Below are 22,941 nucleotides of genomic sequence, written 5' to 3' on the forward strand. Positions count from 1 at the left end.
ATTAAGACAACTTAACACTAAAAAGCTGGTTCCATTATGGCGCCAGCTTTTTTGTTTTACCATTATTCTTATAGCCACTTTTATCTTCAACCGTAATGCCTTGGAACTTAAGCGCTTTACTAGTAGTTTCCAACAGTTGCAACTCTTCTTCAATAAGCGTCAGCATTTCTTGTACATGTGGTAGTGCCTTACTACAAGCCGTAATCCCAAATTCAATCTTATCTAGATAACTAGCAAGGGTGATATTCATTGCTTGACCATTGAAGACAATAGAAGCAGGGTACAACGATTGTAAACGTGCACCATTCCAATATAGCGGTTTTTCAGAACCAGGTACATTAGAGATAATCAGGTTAAACGCCTGTTTTTTGGGAAATAGACTGGTCGCTAAGTTGATACCTTCCCAAGCATAGGCAATCACGCTGTAGTTAATCACTTGGGCTTGATTCATACGTCGAAAGCGGCGTTTGCCGTTATTCATACTGCGATGAATCAGTTTGATTCGGCTCAAAGGATCATCTAAATGCGTGCCCAAATTGGCCAGTACAAAGGATAATTGATTGCCTGCCACACTGTCATCCGTACGTAGCGACATCGGTACAAAAGCAATGAGCGGCTTGCTAGGCAGCGCATCCATGGATATGAGGTAACGACGAATGGCACCCGCACATACCGCCAGAACCACATCGTTTTTACTGATATTTAGTCGCTCAGCAATATCATTAAAACGCTGAATATCATAAGACTGCGCGGCTATACGCCGTGATGCTGAAATGCGTTTATTAAGCACACTCATCGGCGCATCAAAAGTACCGACATAGCTGTCATCACCGTAATTTTTCAAATTATCCAGCAGTTCGGTAAATACAGGCTTAATGGTAGATATTTGCTCTTTAATGATGCGTAATGCGGAGCGCTCTTTGGGTAAAATCGCATCGACTTGATTGCGATGGCGTGCCATTAATGACCAAATCGGTAGCGTTACTGGCTCAGTGGGCGATTGCGATAATGATTTTTTGACAAGGCGCATGGCAGCAATGCCATCAACCAATGAATGGTGAATTTTGAAGTATAGGGCAAAACGCTCAGGGTCGCCTTCGTTTTCTGGTTGAATACCCTCAATCACATGACATTCCCACAATGGCATGGCACGATCCAACAGCCGACCATGTTCTCTTGAAACATACATCAACAACTCGCGAACCCGTGCAGGCTTTGGTAAGGCAACATGATGCAAGTGATGCTCAACATCAAAATGCTTGTCCTTTTTCCAAAAAGCCAAATGCTCAAGCACTTGGTTAAAAGGAAAGGTAGGCGACACATCAGAATCTTGCATCTGTTTGACCAATTGGCAAACAAAGCCGCTACCCGCATTCTCTGGCAATTCGAATAGGAATAGACCTCCAACATGCATGGGCTGTTTACGCGACTCAAGAAGTAAAAACAACTGGTCGACTGCTGTGAGAAGCCGCATAATAAATCCTTTTATGACGATAAGTTGAGTAAAAGTTACTTCTTTTATTATTATTTTATAGCTGACTTTTTATTAAATACTATCAATTTAATAATGGTCATTAAATTTAAAAGCTATTGAAAAAAGTATCCTGTTTGCGGTGAGCTGGCAGTCGCCATTTTACGCATTGGCATACGACCCGCCAAGAACGCCGCGCGCCCTGCCCAGATGGCATGCTTCATGGCATGGGCCATCATGACTGGGTTTTGCGCATTGGCAATCGCCGAATTCATCAGGACGCCATCACAGCCAAGCTCCATAGCCAGCGCTGCATCAGAGGCCGTGCCAACGCCTGCATCGACCAATACCGGTACTTTGGCATTTTCGATAATAAGGCTGAGGGTGTGACGATTCAGCAAACCAAGACCTGAACCAATCAAGCTACCAAGTGGCATAATTGCCACACAGCCCATACTTTCTAATTCTTGAGCGACGATAGGGTCGTCTGAGGTATAAACCATCACCTCAAAGCCATCATCAATCAATACTTTGGCAGCTTTTAGCGTTTCCATCACATTCGGATAGAGGGTTTTTTCATCGCCCAATACTTCAAGCTTAACCAGATTATGCCCGCCTAACAGCTCGCGAGCAAGCTTACAGGTACGAATGGCAGTCTCGGCATCGAAACAACCAGCAGTGTTGGGTAAGATGGTGTATTTATCGGGGGAAATCACATCAAGTAGATTGGGCTCATTGCTGTTTTGTCCAATATTAGTACGACGAATAGCAACGGTGACAATCTCTGCTGCCGACGCGCCAATGGCGGCGCCCGTTTCAGTCATATCTTTATACTTGCCCGTACCGACCAACAGACGAGAAGAAAAAGTACGACTCCCGACCGTAAAAGTGTCTTGTAAAAGGGGCGTCGGATGAGTAGCAGTGCTTGTGTTCTCTGACATAACTGAAAATCCTAATGGCGAGTAAAACAAAATGCTATTATAACAAAATCATGCAATCTTACTTGCAGTCTTTTTTGGTTTAGCCAGTTAAGCATAATACGTTTGCCACGCTTTGACACGAGTTTCTTTCTGAGTTTATCTTTATCTATCAGGTCGCTTTTATGATGCAACTGCCGTACAGTTTTGCGAAACGCCATCAAATTTTGGCCATACTTGCCATTGATCCTGAGCTGCCAGCGACTTTGGTGCTGACCAAAGCCACGCCATTATCAGCGATTAATGAGGCAGTGCGATTTTTACAGCAGCAAGGTGTACGCGGTGTGCCCACTTATGAAAGCATCAGCGCCGATGACTTTGAAAAGCGCATGAACGCCGCTTATGCAGGCAATACTGGTGAGTCGCAACATATTGCCGCTGGGCTCGAAGACCATCCTGATCTCGATAGTTTGGCAGACAGTGTCCCTGAAACTGAAGATTTGATGGATCAACAAGATGATGCACCTATCATTCGTCTCATCAATGCGTTGTTGTCCGAAGCGATACGTTTAAACGCCTCAGATATCCATATTGAAACCTTTGAAAAACGCTTGGTCGTTCGCTTTCGCGTTGACGGTGAATTAAAAGAAATTATTACGCCAAAACGCCAATTAGCGCCATTATTGGTATCGCGTATTAAGGTCATGGCCAAGCTCGATATTGCCGAAAAACGCGTGCCACAAGATGGACGTATCAGCTTACGGCTGGCAGGGCGTGAGGTTGATGTGCGGGTATCGACATTGCCATCGAGTTTTGGTGAACGCGTGGTCATGCGTCTATTAGATAAGCAAGCAGGTCGCCTGAATATGACGTATTTAGGGCTGTCTGATAACGATTATAGCGAGCTCAAGCGCTTGATTCATCGCCCACACGGCATTATTTTGGTGACAGGGCCGACAGGTTCAGGGAAAACCACGACGTTATATTCAGCATTGACCGATCTCAATGACCAAACCCGTAATATCTTGACCGCTGAAGATCCGATTGAGTTTCAGCTCGATGGCATTGGGCAAACGCAGGTTAATAATAAAGTCGATATGACTTTTGCCAAAAGTTTACGTGCAATGTTACGCCAAGATCCAGACGTGGTGATGGTTGGTGAGATTCGCGATTTAGAAACGGCAGAGATTGCCGTACAAGCGTCGCTTACTGGACATTTGGTTTTATCAACTTTACACACCAACACCGCCATTGGTGCCGTCACGCGTCTGCAAGATATGGGTGTTGAGCCATTTTTATTATCGTCATCACTGATTGGTGTCGTCGCCCAGCGCTTGGTGCGTACATTATGTACACATTGTCATGGCTGGCAAGTGGCTGATAGCGAACAGGCTAAGTTATTTACTGAAATTGGTATTGTGCCAGTCTCAGAGAATGGCGCTAAAGTTTTGACAAGTAAACCTATCAATTTACCCAAACCAGTTGGCTGTGATAAATGCAATCAATCAGGATTTAAAGGACGGACGGCGATATACGAAGTGGTGCCCGTTGATGATACCTTGCGCCGTATGATTCATAGTAATACCGCCGAGTATGAGCTAGAGGAGTACGCACGTCAGCAGACACCGTCGATTCGTGCGGATGGGTTGCATAAAGTCATTGCAGGTCGTACGACGTTAGAGGAAGTGCTACGAGTGACGAAAGAGAGTGCCTTAGCTGATGACACGATACTTGTGTAAAATGTCTAGAGTGCATTGGTGATGGTTTAATCTACTTCAGCCAAAGGGTCTGAATAGCAGGTAAAAAAATAACTGGCTATGGTAGCCAGTTATTTGATGGTCATTCTTTACTGCTTTGAATACTTCAGTGCTTTTAATAATTTAACGTGTGACATCGCTATTATTTTGCAGCGATGCATTCAACTTCAACGCTGGCACCTGCCGCCAATTCAGCGATGCCAAAGGCTGAACGTACCGGATAAGGTTGGGCCAATTCCGCTTTATAAACTTTATTAAAATCGTCAAAGTCATCCATGTCTGTCAGCATCGCCATACATTTGACGATGTCTGATTTTTGATAGCCGTACTTTAACAGGGTTTCATTAATATTATCCAATGCTTGCTTGGCTTCGGCTTTGACACCACCTTTGACCAATTTGCCATCTTTAAAACCAATTTGTCCAGACATGTATAGCGTATCGCCCACACGTACTGCCTCTGAAAAAGGATAATTGCCGCCATCACCAAGAAACACAGGACTAGATTTAGTGATGCTGGCGGTATTTGCCATTGGCGCCGCATTCGCTGTCATAGCAAGGCTTAGTGAGCACGCGCCCACGAGCAACGCCTGAGTTAAATGGGCGGTCAATTTATGGGTAATCTTGGACATCGCTGTCTCCTTATTATAAGTTTTTTTCACAATTTTTCTAAATTCACTATACAAGTTTAACAAACATAATGTCTCATCACACTAGATGACACATTATGTCTTACTTATGCTTAACCAGTTATTGGTCGTTTTGTTCAGCTTCGACTTCTGTTTTAGATTCAGTGTCAGCTTCTAGCGGCTTTTCGCTACTTTTGCCTTGACGGCGGGCTTCTAATTCAGACTTAGGAATCCAAGCCCATGTCATCTCAACCACGATAGGGTCACGATCACTGTCAGATTCACGGTCATGAATGACGCACGGAATCACCATTTCACCTTTTGGCGTATTTAGGATATCTAAGCGCTGTTCATCTGATAAAGACGCCACTGCTGCAATTTGGCCTTTTTTAATCGGGCGATAAAAATTAACCGAGTACGATTTAATCAATAGTACGCGGTCAGAGGGTAGGTTTAAACCCAAAATAAAACCAGTCGCTGTTTCGGCAAGTAAGGTAATGGCGACCGCATGAATAGAGCCAATATGATTTTGCACCGCTTTGGTGTTGTTTAAGCTCACGACCACTTGGTTGGGTTCGACCGTTTCATAATAGACGCCCGTTGTGCCCACATATGGCACCACTTTACCAAAGGCTTTGGATAAAATGCTCGAACGTGCGCTGGCAGGTAAGTACTTGGTGATAGATAACAGTTTGGTAAATTGATTGCTGATTGGCTTGAGCGAGCTGTTGGGTTTTTCGACGGGCGATCTTGTGCTGTCAGAGGTTTTGGCTGGCAATTTATTGGTTAGCTTGCTAGGGAGTTTTTTTAATAATCCTGACATACAAAATTCCTTAATGTAAATAGATTAAATGACGCTTTGAGTGTTATATATTTCATCATAGCAGCTGATAGGATGCCTATTGTGCAAGCTGCCATGCTCACTATGGTACATTAACCGCCGTCTGCCTACTATTATTAGCATGAACTGCTGCGCTTATAAAATAGGGCTAACGTCATGATACTCTAGATGCTAGGAATGCTATCGCTCAAAGCACTATCGTATCACTCAGATGCTTTCATAAACAGTGCTGCTGGATGCCATAAAGACAGCCACGCTATAATGATGACATTTTAGTGTATCTTATTGATTATTTTTCTTATTTCCTTTTTCTATGCTGGATGAAGCTATGCCTGACACGTCAATTCATGTGCCGACCAATATCATTTATACAGGCGTTACTGGTACGGGGAAAACCTATCGACTGTTACAAATTGCTAAGCGATATACCGACTATCTGCCGAGAGCCGATGAGGCAGATTTGTTGGGGCAGCTATTGCAAGAGCTTAGCTGGCGTGAAATCGTATGCTTGGTACTTTTGGATTTTCAATCTAAACACCAAGACTTGGTAAAAGTGCCTGAAATCGTCAATCATGCGTTCTTTGTCGCGAAAGCGGCGCAGAATGCCCGCGAAAAAAACTTAAGCAATACGGCTTGGTCTGTCCTTCAAATGCATAGCCCTACCAATTCAAAAACTGTGACTTATAAAAACCGTGCCAGCCAAGCCTATTTTGATAAAGATGAGGGCGGTGCGTGGTATTTGCTGCCAGAAAGCTTTGAGTTATTAACAGAGCTATCGCAGCAACTTGCCGAATTTCAGCAAGCGCAGCGTGATAACAGTGTCAACCAAAGCCAAGCTAATCCAAATCAAGGTTTTAGCCAGCAGCGCTTTACCATGGTTAGCTTCCATCAAGCGTATGGCTATGAAGAGTTTGTCGAAGGCATTCGTCCTGTCATGGTAGCGTCTAATCATGCAACGAGTAGCTCATCTCAAATGAATTACGCCATTCAAGATGGTGCATTCTTAAAACTGTGTCAACGGGCAGCAAATGATCCAGAGCAGCATTATGCCATCTTAATTGATGAGATCAATCGCGCCAACGTGTCACGAGTATTTGGCGAGCTACTCAGTCTAATTGAGCCAGACAAACGGGCTGGCATGGCAAACGCGATGACCGTTCATTTGGCCTATTCTGGACGGACTTTTAGCATCCCTGCCAACATCGATATTTATGCCACGATGAACACCCAAGATCACTCGTTAGCACCACTTGATATGGCATTACGTCGGCGCTTTCGTTTTATCGAATGTCCACCGCAACCAGCGTTATTACCCATTATTCATATACCCCAAAACTCAGAAACTGACAGTCCCGCAGCGACGGTAGATTTGGCAAAGTTATTAGCTGGTTTGAATAATCGCATCACGCAAACATTGGGAATGGAAGCGCAATTGGGTCATGCTTTTTTGTGGTCAGTGACGGATCTTGGACAATTGCAAGCGGTGTTGGTTGAACAAATCATTCCGCAGTTAATGCAAGCGACGGGTGGGCAAGAGGGTACTTTGCAATATATCTTTAGAGACGAGCAGCAGCCACTGCGCGCGCAGTTTATTCATGATAGTCACGCATCCATTAATGACAGTGTGAATGACCAAGTAAATGCTAGTAGTCAAAATCCGCTGTTTACTGGTCAAAATGCATTTTTCGGTCAGTCTATGAGCACATCTGGCTATAAGATAAATGCCGACCTCATCGCAAGGGTAGGCGATTTTGCCAAACCTACTGTCTATCAACGTTTATATCCATAAAGGTGCTCAGCGTTGATAGATAATAGTTTTAGTCATAAAGTCATAGCCAATAATATTGACAGTGCTAACGTTAATGCGTTTGATGTAAATACCATCACTGTGTTTGAACACCAGCGTTTGACAGCGCATGACTTCTTACAGGTATCTGATTTCCATTGGTTGATGGCGCAAGAGTTTGCGGTATTTAGCATTAAGCGCAGACAGGGACAATGGCAGTTAAAAGTCGGACATTATATAGGGGTTATTTTACTGCCTAGCGGCATGACGCTTGAGATTTTACCTAAACTTGCGGGAAAAACTTCTAGCGATCAAGTCGCGCAGCAATCATACCTTTCACAGAATACCAGTCATCGCCATGTTAGTCATCACCCCGATATCGGGCAAACTCGCCAATGGTTGCAGGACATGCTATCGGATTTGACCAATAGCAGTTATGCCAAAAATAAGCTACCCAATACAAAAAATCTAGGTCAATTTAGCAGTCAATTGTCGCCGCTATCGATAGACGTACTGCCATTGTCAGATTGGCTTATCACGCAGTTTTTGCAGCGGCTGGCTCATTATCGACCAAGCAAATACTATCAGACGCAGGTTGATAATCAAGCATCGCTACAAGGTCGACTTCTCATCAAAGAACAATTGCGCCACAACAGCATGCAGCCGCATAAGTTTGTCTGTGAGAGCAGTATACTGAGCCAAGACATGCTAGGTAATCGCCTGATTAAGAGCACATTGGTTTTGATGACGCCTTTATGTTTTCAATCAACGCTATCGAAAGCAGATGCGCCTAAATTTTTGCAGGCTTGGCAGCGAGTAGCGGCGTTGAGTTATCAAGAGCTGACACAGTTAGAGTCGATATACGAGCAAGCAAAGCGTCAGTTAGCCGTGCAACCGCTTCGAGCACCGCAATTACAAGCTGCTCAGCAGTTGTTAGATATGGCTTATTGGTTACTAAGGCAGTCCAATGTGGCAACAGGTAATGGTATTGCGCCAAATAAACCATTCAAGCAAAATCTGTCGTCTCCGCGTTTATGCTTGCTGATTGATATGAATCAAGCCTTTGAACAATGGGCAAGTATGCGCATTGCCTCGATGTTTCAGCAAGTGAGTCAACAATATCAGCCGTTATATCAAACGCAAAGTATCTGGCTAACCGATGCAGAAGGGCGCGCATGTCTGTCTATACGGCCTGATTTGCTCATATATAAAACTGATGCTGATGATAATTGTCAAAATCAGAGTGGCACTGCGGTTATTAAAGCTAGAGAAAAAGGTCGCTATAGCCATGTCATCGATATTAAATGGAAACATTTGTCGCAGACAGCCAGCATTAGTGCCAGCGATGCTTATCAACTGATGAGTTACGCTCAGGCCTATCAAGCAGGGCAGGTGTGGCTGGTTTATCCAGTACAAGATAATGAGCGGTTACCAGTTGCGCTCAGCCAACAAGTGCATGATTATAAAAAAACTGATGGCGCTAACCACCATGATAAGAGCCATAATGCTACTGATGAAAAAGTGAGTCCTGCGCCATTGTGGCTCGTACCATTCAATGTTCTTACTGGTACGATAAACGGCGGCTTGCTTCCTAATTGGAATAGAGTATAATGAGCGCTGTCGATGAGTAAGTAGCACTTAGCATCGTGGAGAAAAGGATTTGTCATAGTGGTTTTTATGATAAATGAGCGTTTTTTAAGTAATTTAGCAGTTTTTTTAAATTAATTGAAAATAGGTGTTGACACCATCGGCTTTTCCCCTTAATATGTGCACCTCGATAGCAAGGAACGTTAACAAGTTAGTGGCATTGCCAACAACGAGTTAATCAACAAACTATCGTGATAATAGAAATTTCGGAGTGTGGCGCAGTTTGGTAGCGCATCTGGTTTGGGACCAGAGGGTCGTAGGTTCGAATCCTATCACTCCGACCATCTATTTTTAAGAGCCTTACAGGCTTTTTTTTATGTATAATGGTTTAGTTTTTGATATATTTAAAACTTGCTTTAGTATATAAAAGTCCTCTAAGAGCGCCTGTAGCTCAGCTGGATAGAGCATCTCCCTTCTAAGGAGGTGGCCGCAGGTTCGAATCCTGCCAGGCGCACCATTTAGCCTGCAAATCTTGCCTCATCAGGCAATAGTTATGGCGGTTGTAGCTCAGTTGGTAGAGCCCCGGGTTGTGATCTCGGTTGTCGTGGGTTCGAGTCCCATCAGTCGCCCCATATTTTATTCTGCATTATCCTCTTCTTGTTCTACCTCATTATAAAAACCTTATTCTAAATAATAATACTTGCCATGTTTGGCTTTTTTTTGTGCCTGTATGATTGGTTTTAACTTATCTTACCCCCTGCGATTAAAATTTGTAGACTTATCAGCCCTTTGATTGTCTATTTGTTTACTGGCCTTTTGTCTCATTTATTTTTATTATAGGTTCTCATTTTAGACGCTCGCTATACCTGTACGTGCTCTAAACCTGCTTTGTTATTCTTTAACAGCCTTTGTATAGAATAACAAAGGCAACGCTTTTAGTGATGCATCATGATAAGGTCTTAAAGCCCGTTGATATATTAGGTCATCCATTAAGAAGTGATCCATTGCAGATGATACGAGTGTTAAGAAAGTCAAAAGTCAGTTAAAAAATATATTGAATAGATTAAGTAAGCCTAAGACCGTAGTAGGGATGTGAGTGCTTGTCTGAGATGCGCTGCTATGGATCTTATATTATTGAGGAAGTGATTGATGGACGCATTGAGCGTATTGCTACAAAACGTGCATTTGTTTGAAACCAAGTATTATCGTTTGAATGGGACTGGTAATTGGTCTTATTCCATCACTAGACAAGATACGATTTTGTTTTATTTAGTGATGTCTGGAAGCTTTTGTATCGACGTCGGCAATGGTTTGCGACAGGCGCACGCAGGCGATATGATTATGATTCCCAGTGCTCATAAGCATGTGAGCTATGCCTTAGATCATAATGGTGACGATGCGCTACCGTTGGATGAGTTGTTGACTCATTGTAAGGAAAACACCCTTGATATCGATGGTAATGGTGATCCCAACTCGTCTTTGATATTGATTGAATGCAAATATGATAAAGAAATGATACGTCCTTTGTTGTCTGTGCTGCCTGCGATTTTGCCTGAAATCAACGATGAGTCTGACGGTAGGTTTGAGGTCATTGATGTCGAGATTAAGCTGCTGACCTTAGAAGCCGAGCGTGAGCGCATGGGCAAGACCGCGATCATCAATCATTGGGCAAGTATTATGATGATTGAATGTTTGCGGGTTTATATTGAAAGTTTGCCTGAGGCCACAGAAAATTGGCTAAAAGCCATGAAAGATCCGTTTTTGACCAAGGCGTTAGCAGCGATGCATCAAGCGCCCAATCAAAACTGGACCATTCATAAGCTGGCTGAAGTCGCAGGAATGTCACGCTCAAGCTTTGCGCAGCGCTTTAAAGATACAGTTGGTATGCCGCCGTTGACCTATCTCATTGATTATCGCTTGCGCTTAGCTGCCCGTTATCTACGCTTGCAGCAAAACAGTATTGGCCGTATCAGTGAGTTGGTTGGCTATGCGTCAGACTCGACCTTTAGTCAAGCATTTAAGCGCGTTTATGGGGTATCACCAAAAGCCTATCGCCAACAATATCAACAAGAAAACATCGCATAGCGTATCGTTAATACACCATAAAAGCGTTAAGGTTGCCATTAGCCCCTTAACGCTTTTTTGTTTTCTCATAGCGAAGTATGAGACTTTTATGAAGATATTTCGTCTATGGTTGACAGGTGTCGACACGGAGTATTTTGACGATGGACAGCTGACAATGTGCTTGTGTTCAGGTACTATGGAATAATGAGTCATCTAGGCGCAAACGCTTGTTTTTAGCGTAAGATATGTCACTGTATGGTGGTCAGATCGTTTGTTCTAAATGATATTTATTTTTGCTGCTGATGGTATGTTATGACTGAACCGACCGCAAAGCCACGCGCAGGAGCCAATAGCCAACAAGGCTCAGCTGTGTCCGCTAAAAAACAAAGCGATATGAATCTAAGCAACGTCAAGCATGGTCAAAAAGACAAGGCGGGTGCGACACCTGACAAAGCCATGTTATTGGCACTGTTTACGCTGACAGATATTGAAGAGGTAGGTGTTAAAGAGGTCGTTAAAGGCGCAGCTGATGAGTTGTCTAATACCCATAGCACGGTGCAACAGCCTACTGCTAGCGAGATGAATATTGCCGAGCAGCGTGTGGCACTGTATCGTACCCAGCATGAGCGTACGCGATTATTATATATGGCATCCGCTGCCACGCGACCTACTTATTTGGTACAAACGCTCAAATCACAATTCGCAGAACATCAGCAATACTTGCTGGCACAGCAGCTTGATAAACGCGGCTTGATGGATACCGATGGATTAGAGCGTCTTTGGCAGCAGCTGCATGTGGTCGATGACATCATCGCTGATATTGTCCGTCATATGCCAGCTCAGCAGCCAGCAGGTTGGCAACTGACCACTCAGGATGGGCGAAATCCGCTATGCTTTGCCACCGTTGGCAAATTAAAGAACAGTAAGCCTATTCGTGATCAAGGCAGTCTAAATAGCTATGTACTTGGGCATTTTGGCGTGAGTAGTTTTACCTATGACCGCGGCTATTATATTGGACATGTCGTTGGCTACTTATTCAGCTGTTATTTTTGTGCCCATCTGTCTATTAGCTATGGTGTTACGGCACTTGGTTCGCAGGTTATAGCTGATTACGATTACGCCAGTCTTGAGACACCATACATGGTTAGACTGCTACAAGGGTTGGATGGCTACTGTAAAAAACGTATTTATCAATTGGCAGTTATCTGTGCACGATTGAGTGTCTTTGCCAGTGACAAGCGTATCGAGAGAATGCTCATTGCTGAGGTCAACGACTTCGATAAAAAACTGCAGCAGCAGCACTTAGATGTTTTGTTATTGCAAGGTTTGATGCCAGACAGTAGCGATTCTACGCCGCTTTTTTAAGCCATTTAATCTCGATAGACCGCCTTTATAAGTCCTTGTTTATTACCTTTTATTATTGATCACTTTAGGATATTCGCTGCTATGCCCGCTTATCATTATAAAGCGTTAGATGACCATGGCAGTGTGCAAAAAGGCTTGCTCGAAGGCGATTCTGCGCGGCAAGTTCGCCAGCAGCTGCGTGATAAACAATGGACGCCCGTTGAAGTCAGTGCCGTCCATGATAGACAAAACCAGAATAAAAACCGCTATAAAAAACCGTCTGCTTACGAGTTAGCATTGCTGACCCGTCAATTATCGGTATTATTGGCAGCGGGTATTCCGTTAGAGGAAACGCTTGCCGCCGTCGCCAAACAGTCACCAAAAAATCACATTAAATCTCTCATGCTTGCCGTGCGCTCTCATGTATTAGAAGGTTTGAGCTTGGCGCGAGCATTGCAGCAAGCCGCCAGTTTTCCACCACTATATATCGCGACCATTGCGGCAGGGGAAAAGTCAGGTCACTTGGATTTAATCTTGAACCAGTTGGCAGATTACACCGAAAACCGCTTTGCATTGCAAAAGAAAATCCAAGGCGCAATGGTTTATCCGATTGTGCTGATGGTGATGGCAATTGGCGTTATTATGGGTTTGATGAGTTTTGTGGTGCCCAAAATTGTCAAAGTGTTTGAGCAGTCTGAACAGGCATTGCCGCTGATTACCCAAATTGTTCTTAGCCTATCTAACCTCATTACGCAGTGGTGGTGGCTGATGCTGATAGTATTGTCAGGAACGGCATTTTTGTTTTATCGTTTTGCGCAGACGCAAGCGGGTAAATTAGCGATAGACAGCATCGTGCTAAGACTACCAATATTGGCGCGGTTATCAAAAGGGCTGAATGCAGCACGTTTTGCCAGTACATTGGCGATATTGGTACGCTCAGGGGTGCCGTTGATTGAGGCATTGCATATTGGTGCGGCGGTGACGACCAATTTACACATTCAAAAAACCATCATCACTGCGGCTGATAGGGTGACGGAAGGCTCAAGCTTATCGAGTCAATTAGAAAAGTCCAGTTACTTTCCGCCGATGATGGTGCAAATGATTAAAAGTGGCGAAAACTCAGGTGAGCTTGAGAATATGCTCAGCCGCGCCGCCAATATGCAGGAAGCAGAAGCCACCAACTTTATCAGTACCTTATTATCGCTACTTGAGCCGTTGATGCTAGTGCTGATGGGCGTGGTAGTCATGATTATCGTGATGGCAGTGATGCTGCCGATTGTCAATATGAATGATCTGGCAGGATAGCGAGAGCTTAAATATTCTGAGATTGTTTGCCTCCCGTTTAGATTGATATTGTAGCCATCTTACTAAATCTTATGCTAGCTTTCTTAAGATTTACTTACTGTTGTAGATTGTTGACTGAGTCGCTTTTTTACTATAGTAAAATTAGCCATCAAGCTATAGTAAGCGTTAGTCAAAACTTGTCCTTAGCAAGGTTAATCACTACGCCCTAATATTTCTGCTAACGAAAATTAAGGTTGATGACAATATGCCAGCGGTGCTAGATAAAAATAAAATCATGGTTTATAGTGATAATCGGTTCAGTATTTATTAATACCCTTTTTATTAATATCAAATTCATTAATACAGTGCTCATTAAAGCCAATTGAACGCCACTCTTACTATTTACATTACCCTGATGCCAAAAGCGATGACAAAAGCGATGACTATAATTGACAGAATTCAAGTAAGTACTATGCCCACAAATGCTATGAATGACGATGAGTCTAAAGTAAATAATATAAGCACCAATAAGCCAGCTCCTACGTCAGCCAGACAACCACTGCCTATGCGTAATAACCAATCTGGATTTACCCTCATCGAGATTATGGTTGTGATTGTGATCTTGGCAATTCTTGCAGGCTTAGTTGTCCCGAAAGTGGTGGGACAAAGTGATAAAGCTCGCGTCAAGACCACTGAAACAGCGCTTGCTACAGTATCCAACGCCCTTGATATGTATAAGGTTGATAATTCGCGCTATCCGACTACCGCACAAGGTTTAGAAGCATTAACCACACCGCCAGCAGAGGCCAAAAACTACCCAGATGGTGGTTATATCAAAGGCGGCTATCCAACAGATGGCTGGGAAAACGAGATGCAATATGTCGCCCCAGGCAGTGAAGGTCGTCCTTATGATTTATTCTCGTTGGGTGCAGATGGTCAGCAAGGCGGCGAAGGTCAAGATGCTGATCTTTATGCCCAATTATAAGTATTAGCTTGATGAGCAATTAAAATATGGGTAGCTAACGATCCTTTACTCCATAGTATATTTATTGGTGACGGTCGCTCTAATGCTCTTAAATATCAACCAATAAGACATTATTGGTTGATATTTTTATATCAGTAAATAAATGGCGTGGTATTCCATAGGTAATGTCAAACCATCCATTTTTCCAAAAAGCTATACGTTTGATATAGTCGGTTCAATATAGTTTAGATACAAGGAAGGCAAGCGAAAGTACTAAAAATAGTAGACTAAGCGAGCCTGACACCGTATCTGATTTATATAGGATTGACTATACTAGTCATATCGCCCCGCTCATTTGTTATTAAAATCAGCCAGTAGAGGTTATTACTCATGTTTACCAACAAACTCAACTCACAAGCCGTCATTACAAATAAACGAGTCTCTAAGTTGCCTCACGCACTTGCAATTATGAGTACTTCATTGATGATAGGGTTGTCGATGGCATCTATGAGCGCTCAAGCTGCAGGTTTGGGCGAGTTATTTGCTAATAATGGTGCCGAAAAATCGAAGTTTTTGCCTGTCGATAAAGCGTTTCAAGTTATCAGCAGCACTAAGGCTGCGTCTAAGGGCACGCGCTTATCTATTAATTTTGATATTACGCCAGGTCATTATGTCTATAAAGATCAGCTTACTCTCAGTTTTCCTAAGGGCGTGAGTGCAACCCCTTTTACTTTTAGTCAGTCGCCGGTCTCCATTGACGACCCAACCTTTGGTAAGGTTCCCGTTTTTACCCAAAAAAACATGGTAGCAACCACGACTCTGACTACTAACAATGGTAAAGGCGCAAAAAATGCACCGATTATCATTGGCTGGCAAGGCTGTGCAAAAGCTGGACTGTGCTATCCGCCAGAGAAAATCAAAACCACGGTTGATATCGCCGTGACACGCAAATAGACCACAAGCCGATCGACTCAAATACTGGTAATAAATAGCATATTAGGTAATAAATAGGTAGCTCTTCATGTCCATCAAGACAATAGAAAAAAAACCATCGCTAACGGTACATCGCTCGTCCAAAAAATCTTATCTACTAGCATTTGCGGTCTCTAGTAGCTCGTTGTTTATAGGACTGGCTGCGATGCCCATGATGACGCATGCGGCAGGGCTGGGTGATTTATTTAGCAGTGATAAAAATGCGGCACAGACGAAGTTTTTACCAGTGGACAAAGCTTTCCAAGTCAGTGATAGCAGTAAAGCTACCAATAATGGCACGCGCTTAGCCATTAACTTTGACATTACGCCTGAGCATTATGTTTATAAAGACCAAATCAAACTGACGTTGCCAGCTGGCGTGACCGCTGCGCCTTTTACCTTTAGTCAAAAGCCAGTTTCAATCGATGATCCGACATTCGGAAAAGTACTGGTGTTTGACCAAGCGAATATGGTGGCGACGACGACCTTGAGCAGCAGTAATGGTAAAAGCGTCAACGATGCCGCCGTGGTGATTGGCTGGCAAGGCTGTGCCAAAGCAGGACTATGCTATCCACCTGAAAAAATTAAAACGACAATTGATATCGCTGCTGCAACGCCACAAATTGCAGGAAGTAACGCCAGTACTTCTACTCAAGAGGCTGCTAATAACAACAGTCTGACAGATAATGACAGCACCACCGAGCCAAGTGCGACGGTTGCCGATAGTCTTGCAGCAGAGCAAGCGCTGACTGATGATGGGGTGATTGATTACGCCTTGTTGGATGATGAGGCTTTAGAGGGAGAGCTTGGCGCTACCAATACGATTTCTGGCGCAGATGAACAAGGCGTCGATGGCACTACGACAAGTGAGGTTTCTGCGACAATAAACAATACTGTTGCTGGAGATAATGCCACTGATAGCGATCCTTTTGGTTTGGCTTCTCATCCTTGGTTGGCATTGGTATTATTGTTTTTAGCAGGGCTGGGTTTGGCACTGACACCATGCGTACTACCAATGTTGCCAATCGTTGCCAATATCGTTGCCCGTGAGGAAAACCCAACGGTGAAACGCGGTGTTATTCTCACCACCAGCTATGCTATTGGCGTGGCAACAGCTTATGGTATTTTGGGCGCAGTTATCGCCGTGTTTGGTGAATCATTAGGCATTATCGGCTGGCTACAAAACCCCATTATCCTGATTGGTTTTGCGATTGTTTTTGTCCTACTTGCACTATATATGCTGGGTGTGTTTAGTATCCGCTTACCGAGACTTATTAGTAATAAAATGCAAGGCTTGAGTCAAGCGGGGGATAGTAAGCTGGGTAGTACGGGCGGTAGTTTAATCGCGGGTTTCTTATCTGCGCTCGTCGTATCGCCTTGTGTTTCTGCGCCATTGTTTGGGGCACTGCTTGCCGTATCGACGATTGGTAGTCCATTACTGGGTTTTGCGGCTTTATTTATGCTGGGTTTTGGTTTATCCGCACCGCTTATCTTAATTGGTGCCACCCAAGGTAAAATTATGCCGAAAGCGGGCGCGTGGATGAACTGGGTCAAGCAAGGTTTTGCCTTATTACTCTTTGCCGTTGCTTTATTATTAATTGAGCGCGTCTTTATCTCACCCGTGATGCTAATGGTATGGGCGTTATGGTTTATGGTTGTAGCGATGTGGGCGTGGAGCTGGTTGGGTAAAGGTCGTATGCTGACCCAAGCATTAGGGTTAATCGCTGGTATTTGGGCAACCTGTTTAGTCATCGGCGTGGCGTTGGGTAACGATGATAGTTTGCATCCGTTGGCATCTTTGAGTGCTGCTCCGATGATGCAGACGACTGGTCAGCCAGCCATGGGTAATACAACAGATAAAACCGTCACGACGCTGACTGAGTTAGATGCCATTATCGCCGCCAACCCTAAAGTGCTTGTCGATGTCACTGCTGAATGGTGTATTGAGTGCCGTATTATGGATAAAAACTTATTTCATAATCGTCCAGCGCAGATGCAGGATTGGCAGTTGGTGAGACTGGATATAACAGAAACTACTGATGATTCTAAAGCTATCTTAGCGCGCTATAAATTGTTTGGCCCGCCAGCATTGCTGTATTATCAAGACGGTCAGTTGACCAATCAACAAGTAGGTGAGATTGATCGTCCAGAATTTGAGCAAACATTGACGATGCTTAATAACTGATATCTTAATAACTGATACTTAATAAAACGAATAAGTCTTTTCTAAAGGCTTAACAATACAAAAGAGCCAATGTACTATTCATACAGTACGTTGGCTCTTTTATTTTTACCAATGGTTACCTGACATCCTGACGCTAAGCATTTGGTTTAGCGTTGATTATTGATATTTACATTGGTATAGGGCAGCGATAAGGCTAGTATAGTACACACATTTTCATTACAATAAAGCAACAATGCTGAAGGCACATTACTCGTTGTAATTGCTCACTTCTATGTCTGAATGTCATTGGGTTTATTTTAGCGATGACGCTAATGGTCATACTCATTATCTTATATACTCTGCTGGCGATAATGTCAGTTAGATAAAGGACACTTATGTTTTCCCATATCACCGCACAGCGCCGCCCTAAGCCCCTTATTACCGCGCGCAAAAACACTTTATTTCAGACAAGAAAGCATTATTTGAATATTGCTGTTGGTCTAGCGCTAACCTGCTTGACCGTGCAAGTCCAAGCTGCCGATAAAACTCAGAGCGATAATGAGTTACCAGTACCGGAGGCAGCGTTTGAGTTTGAAGATTATCAGGTGTCACAGGATGCCAATACAGCTGCGCAAGATCGCCAAGTAGTCAATAAAGAATTTATCGCTCAGCAAGCAAAATTGTTTTTTGAATGTACCCAAGTACAGACCAGTGCCGCACGTTTGGCTTGCTTTGACAAAGTAGCTGAAGAAGGTAAAACGCCGAGCTACACCACAACTAAGCAGCCAGTAGATTTGGCAAAAACCTTTCAAAGTACGCTTTCAGGTAATCCGCAAGTTGTCTTTGTAGAAGAAAAGTCTACCATTGCTGGTGCTAATAATGCCGCTACTGACTCAGTTGCGCGCGCGCCTGCTACTAATGAAGGTTTAGACACCGTTGGACTAACGCAAAGAGAAGCACAAGTGTTAGAAAATGTTGGGGTCACTCAAACAGATATCGAAAAATATACACCGCTTAGTTTATCCTATGATCTCGATAAAAATAGTGAGCGTGGGACTTGGACGGTAAGACCATACCGACCGACCTATGTATTGCCAGTATTTTATACCTTTGACCCTAACCTAGATCCAAGCACGCCGTCACAGGAAACTGAGTCTTTTACTTCTAATGACATACGCAATACTGAACTAAAATTTCAGTTGTCTTTGAAGACCAAAGTTGCCGAAGACTTATTCGATACCAGTGCTGATTTGTGGTTTGGTTATACCCAAGAGTCACATTGGCAAGTTTATAACGAAGACAACTCGCGACCATTCCGTGCCACCGACTATCAGCCTGAAATATTTTTGACTCAGCCAGTGACCGCAGATTTACCTTTTGGTGGTCGTCTTCGTATGCTTGGTGCTGGTGCCATTCATCATTCTAATGGACAAGACGATCCGTTATCACGCTCATGGAACCGTGCTTATCTCATGGCAGGAGCGGAGTGGGGTAAGCTATCAATCGTACCGCGCCTGTGGGCTCGAGTGAATAGTGAAAGCAGCAGCAGTGAAGACAATCCAGATATCGAAGACTACATGGGTTACGGTGATATCAAATTCTTATATGATTTGCCTGATCAACAGAGCCTGAGCGGTACATTGCGCTACAATCCAAGCACCAATAAAGGGGCGGCGCAAGTCGATTATATTTATCCATTATCAGAAAACGTTAATGGCTTTGTTCAGGTTTTCCAAGGCTATGGCGAATCCATCATCGATTATAACCACGAAAATACCTCTATTGGCTTTGGTATCGTACTGAATGATTGGAAAGGTTTCTAATATCAGCGCACATTTTGACAATCGTCCATGCGACTTTTAGCGCCTTATCAAACCGGACTATGGCTGGCAGAGTATCTCGATATACGCTGTCAGTTGTGCCGTATTTATCGCAGCACGCCACAATCTCAGCTATCTCAAAATTACCTCTTATCAAATATTAGTAGCTTGCCAGCGGCTGATTCTATACAGCACTCTCTAAACCCCTTGCCAAACAATCCTTCGTTTTTTGCTAATTTGCGCCAGCAATTTAACCACCGTTTTAACAGCGGACTACTTTGCTCACATTGTCATGACAGTATCGCGTGGTTGCCGAAACCCTTCAATGTTGATATTGCTGCTGGTACGGTTTTATCTATCCAAACGGCGACTTATTATGAGTATCCGCTGCGTCAAGCGATCAGAGCTTTTAAGCATCATGAAGACATGACCAAATTGCCGTTATTGTTACATGCTATAAGTCAGCTACCACGTCCTCATGGTTGTCATCATGATAATAGCGTGATTGTCGCCATGCCAACAACCGAGCAACGACTGGTCAAACGTGGCTTCGATCCTGTCAGTATTTTATCCGCGCAATTATCTAAGCATTGGCAGATACCTTTATGGCATGGTGTAAAGCGTATTGACGACACTGTCAGTCAGCAAGGGCTTACACGTGCTGAGCGCCTGAGTAATCTAGACAATGCTTTTGTTTTAATCGAAAAACCTCCTGTGAAACGCTTATTATTGTTTGATGATGTTGCGACCACGGGTGCTAGTTTACAAGCATTGGGACGTACACTGCTTATCCCGTCTGAGACAGTCACCATGTCAGATATTAAAGCCAATCATAAATACCACCTTTCTGCCTATGCTTTAGCGCATGGAAATCAGTCTTAAAATTTGTTCCTCTCTATTGATAATCACTAATATGTTGCTAATATGTTGCCTTAACGCTATATTATTAAAATAATATATGTTTATTTGTTATTAATTCCTAAAATATTGTGATTATCACTCAATAGCATTGCTTATAAAATGATATTTTCTAAATAGCTTGCATAACTGTTATGGCTATTGTTATTTCTATGCAAAACTTTTGTTAAATATTATGGAACAAAAATTGCATCATTTTGATTAAATAACAATAAAAAGACGGGCAAAAATGATATGACAATATGAATTCATTGTTGATGTTTTTGGTCCAGTATTGGTATTAGACAAACAATAGTTATTATAAAATTGCCGTTATAAATAGGGATTTGATGTGAACGCATCTACAAATAATCTACCACTTACGCCACGAACAACCAACTCAGGATTTACCCTGATTGAACTGATGGTAACGATTGCTGTGCTTGCCATTATTGTCGGTATTGCCGCGCCCAGCATCAGTAATCAGCTAGCTAATCAAAGAGTGAAGTCAACGACTGCGACGCTCGTTAATGCACTAAAAGAAGCTAAGGTAGAGAGTATACTCCGTCGTCAGAATGTAACTGTTATATATACGAATACTACCACACCTAAAACAATCAGATTACAAGCTGGCGGCAACGATATATCTAGCTATAGTATCAGTGATAAAAGTGTTGTTACCCAAACGATTACCCCATCTACGGTAAGCAATATTGTTTTTCAACCAAATAAGAAAATGGCTAATAACGCCACAGTAGTATATACCATCTGTGATAGCGGTTCTAATAGTGAGACGCCTAAACAAGTAAGTCTTACTAATATTGCTAATGTTAATACTCTAAATGCTGGGAGTTGTTAATGAGGATTGAAAACACACAAGCAGGCGTGGGATTAATAGAAGTGATGGTAGCGTTACTATTGCTAGCTGTAGCTGTACTAGGATTTAGCGCCATGCAAATGTCAGCGATAAAAGCAACAGACGAAAGTTTAATGCGCACTCGTTCTTTAGCGATTATGCGAGGCGGAGCAGAGACAATGCGTACTAACCCTAGCGGTATTGCTGCTTTCAAAACAGCGATAAACGGATCTTCAGATAGTGTTACTGTTGATAGTAAAGTTATAACTAAAAGTAGTTGTGTTACGAGTGCTAATACTGCACCTACAGCAGCAGCCAGTTGTACTATTAATCAGCTGGCGACACGTGATGGATTATTACTAAAATCATATGCAAGCGCTAATGATATTAATATTGGTATGGCACCAAACGGCTGTCCTGGCACGTCGGGCAATCAAGAACTTCAGTGTTTTGTGGCAAGCTGGGGAGATACTACCGTTGATTTGAGTGATACTGCACCTAAAGCTTGTGCCAAGGCAAATGGTAGTTATAAAAATGGAGCCGAGTGCTTTATTATGGAGGCTTACTGATGTCATATAATTATCAAAGAAAGTATATGAATGATCATCAAGCAGGCTTTACGTTAATAGAGCTCATGATTTCTTTAGTGCTTGGTTTAATCGTATCTGCAGCCGTTATTCAAGTATATCTGATTAATGTAAAAACAAGCAGTATTCAGGCCAGTGGTAGTGAGTTACAGGATGCCAGCGTGTTTGGATTACAACAATTAGAAAAAAGTATTCGCCTAGCCAATCTTGGTAATCCAACCACTGCAATTGATGGTACTACACCTAATGGCGGCATTGTCCTGACAGGTCTTAATCTTGGCATTCCAGTGTTACCGACTCCTTATCCTAATACGGGATATCTAACAAGACGTGCAGGAGATAGTGGCGTTGGCGCGAATGGTTGGTCCGGTATATCAAATACCAATACCAATAGCGATCAGCTGACAATTCAATATACCAATATAACAGGCGCTCCAATGATAGATTGTGAGGGTGCAGTCGCTGCTGTCAATGATATCGTTGTTGAGCGTTATTTTGTACGTCAGGCAACCGGAGATATCAGTACTGGTGCTATCAAAGATTTAGCATTGGCATGTGATGCCGGACGCGTAAATAAAACTGGTGGTATAGCTACTTTTACACCTTCATCTGATTCCAAAAATTTTGGTCAAGCAGGGCAAGAGTTTATCGTCAATGTTGATCAATTTAAGGTGTTACTAGGGGCACAGTACACCACTGGGACTAATGCAGGACAGCTTATCTATCTCCCGAGCAGTGCCTACTTAGCGATAACGACTGGTAAGCCAGCCATTACTTCTGTCAAGATTGGCTTAATTGTTCACGGTAGTACGCCTATTATAGGGAGTGCTGAACAGTCCGAATTTGCCTTGTTAGGTCAGTCGCCTACAGATAATAAATTGAAAACAGATAGCAGTAGTAAAAAGAAAGTCCGTAGCACGTTTGAGACCACTACATTGTTACGTAACGCTCGTGTCGTCAATATAAATACTAGCCTATAGCCTATTGGTAAGGAGACTGAAA

General features: G+C 43.2%; 18 protein-coding genes and 3 tRNA genes. 17 read left to right on the forward strand and 4 right to left on the reverse strand.

The window, feature by feature from the left end:
* Positions 1-34: 34 nt before the first annotated feature.
* Positions 35-1,474, reverse strand: coding sequence for a WS/DGAT/MGAT family O-acyltransferase (locus tag ACT3S4_RS06410; protein ID WP_087814572.1), 1,440 nt, complete (start codon positions 1,472-1,474; stop codon positions 35-37).
* 113 nt (positions 1,475-1,587) lie between these two features.
* Complete coding sequence (locus ACT3S4_RS06415) at positions 1,588-2,412, reverse strand: thiazole synthase (protein WP_087814573.1); 825 nt, start codon at positions 2,410-2,412, stop codon at positions 1,588-1,590.
* 161 nt (positions 2,413-2,573) lie between these two features.
* Between ACT3S4_RS06415 and gspE the strand changes: the two genes are divergently transcribed.
* Complete coding sequence (gspE, locus tag ACT3S4_RS06420) at positions 2,574-4,127, forward strand: type II secretion system ATPase GspE (RefSeq protein ID WP_109591213.1); 1,554 nt, start codon at positions 2,574-2,576, stop codon at positions 4,125-4,127.
* A 160-nt stretch (positions 4,128-4,287) separates the two neighbouring features.
* On the opposite strand, the gene ACT3S4_RS06425 is transcribed toward gspE, so the two are convergent.
* Positions 4,288-4,776, reverse strand: a complete 489-nt coding sequence (locus ACT3S4_RS06425; RefSeq protein ID WP_109591215.1) for a RidA family protein — start codon at positions 4,774-4,776, stop codon at positions 4,288-4,290.
* Between the two features lie 118 nt (positions 4,777-4,894).
* On the reverse strand, positions 4,895-5,596 hold the full coding sequence (locus tag ACT3S4_RS06430) for a DUF4442 domain-containing protein (RefSeq protein WP_109591217.1): 702 nt from the start codon (positions 5,594-5,596) through the stop codon (positions 4,895-4,897).
* Between the two features lie 346 nt (positions 5,597-5,942).
* Here ACT3S4_RS06430 and ACT3S4_RS06435 point away from each other — a divergent pair, with 346 nt between their 5' ends.
* From ACT3S4_RS06435 to ACT3S4_RS06510, 16 genes are all read left to right on the forward strand, one after another.
* Complete coding sequence (locus ACT3S4_RS06435) at positions 5,943-7,403, forward strand: McrB family protein (RefSeq protein WP_109591239.1); 1,461 nt, start codon at positions 5,943-5,945, stop codon at positions 7,401-7,403.
* 12 nt (positions 7,404-7,415) lie between these two features.
* On the forward strand, positions 7,416-9,011 hold the full coding sequence (locus ACT3S4_RS06440) for an McrC family protein (protein ID WP_444760736.1): 1,596 nt from the start codon (positions 7,416-7,418) through the stop codon (positions 9,009-9,011).
* 243 nt (positions 9,012-9,254) lie between these two features.
* Positions 9,255-9,331 (forward strand) — tRNA-Pro (locus tag ACT3S4_RS06445).
* 96 nt (positions 9,332-9,427) lie between these two features.
* Positions 9,428-9,504 (forward strand) — tRNA-Arg (locus ACT3S4_RS06450).
* 39 nt (positions 9,505-9,543) lie between these two features.
* Positions 9,544-9,619: transfer RNA gene (locus ACT3S4_RS06455), tRNA-His, on the forward strand.
* A gap of 517 nt (positions 9,620-10,136) precedes the next feature.
* Complete coding sequence (locus ACT3S4_RS06460; RefSeq protein WP_045452534.1) at positions 10,137-11,072, forward strand: AraC family transcriptional regulator; 936 nt, start codon at positions 10,137-10,139, stop codon at positions 11,070-11,072.
* 291 nt (positions 11,073-11,363) lie between these two features.
* Positions 11,364-12,416 carry a hypothetical protein gene (locus tag ACT3S4_RS06465; RefSeq protein WP_444760737.1) on the forward strand — a complete coding sequence of 351 codons (1,053 nt, stop codon included), beginning with the start codon at positions 11,364-11,366 and terminating at the stop codon, positions 12,414-12,416.
* Positions 12,417-12,497: 81 nt separating this feature from the next.
* The gene (gene gspF / locus ACT3S4_RS06470) at positions 12,498-13,700 is read left to right on the forward strand and encodes a type II secretion system inner membrane protein GspF (protein WP_444760738.1); all 1,203 of its coding nucleotides are present in this window, start codon (positions 12,498-12,500) and stop codon (positions 13,698-13,700) included.
* Positions 13,701-14,151: 451 nt separating this feature from the next.
* Complete coding sequence (gene gspG, locus ACT3S4_RS06475) at positions 14,152-14,664, forward strand: type II secretion system major pseudopilin GspG (protein ID WP_444760739.1); 513 nt, start codon at positions 14,152-14,154, stop codon at positions 14,662-14,664.
* Positions 14,665-15,033: 369 nt separating this feature from the next.
* A complete protein-coding gene (locus ACT3S4_RS06480; protein ID WP_444760740.1) occupies positions 15,034-15,597 on the forward strand; it encodes a protein-disulfide reductase DsbD domain-containing protein in 564 nt (187 codons plus the stop codon).
* 67 nt (positions 15,598-15,664) lie between these two features.
* On the forward strand, positions 15,665-17,800 hold the full coding sequence (locus ACT3S4_RS06485) for a cytochrome c biogenesis protein CcdA (protein WP_444760741.1): 2,136 nt from the start codon (positions 15,665-15,667) through the stop codon (positions 17,798-17,800).
* A 374-nt stretch (positions 17,801-18,174) separates the two neighbouring features.
* Positions 18,175-19,602: a phospholipase A gene (locus tag ACT3S4_RS06490; RefSeq protein WP_444760742.1), complete on the forward strand. Its 1,428-nt coding sequence runs from the start codon at positions 18,175-18,177 to the stop codon at positions 19,600-19,602.
* A gap of 27 nt (positions 19,603-19,629) precedes the next feature.
* A complete protein-coding gene (locus tag ACT3S4_RS06495; RefSeq protein ID WP_444760743.1) occupies positions 19,630-20,481 on the forward strand; it encodes a ComF family protein in 852 nt (283 codons plus the stop codon).
* A gap of 367 nt (positions 20,482-20,848) precedes the next feature.
* A complete protein-coding gene (locus ACT3S4_RS06500; protein WP_444760744.1) occupies positions 20,849-21,355 on the forward strand; it encodes a pilus assembly FimT family protein in 507 nt (168 codons plus the stop codon).
* Positions 21,355-21,921: a type IV pilus modification protein PilV gene (pilV, locus tag ACT3S4_RS06505; RefSeq protein ID WP_443545189.1), complete on the forward strand. Its 567-nt coding sequence runs from the start codon at positions 21,355-21,357 to the stop codon at positions 21,919-21,921. The genes ACT3S4_RS06500 and pilV overlap by 1 nt, the downstream gene beginning before the upstream one ends.
* 26 nt (positions 21,922-21,947) lie before the next feature.
* The gene (locus ACT3S4_RS06510; RefSeq protein ID WP_444760745.1) at positions 21,948-22,919 is read left to right on the forward strand and encodes a PilW family protein; all 972 of its coding nucleotides are present in this window, start codon (positions 21,948-21,950) and stop codon (positions 22,917-22,919) included.
* Positions 22,920-22,941: the final 22 nt, after the last annotated feature.

This window comes from Psychrobacter sp. AOP30-A2-5, assembly GCF_052378115.1.
In the GTDB taxonomy this organism is placed as follows: domain Bacteria; phylum Pseudomonadota; class Gammaproteobacteria; order Pseudomonadales; family Moraxellaceae; genus Psychrobacter.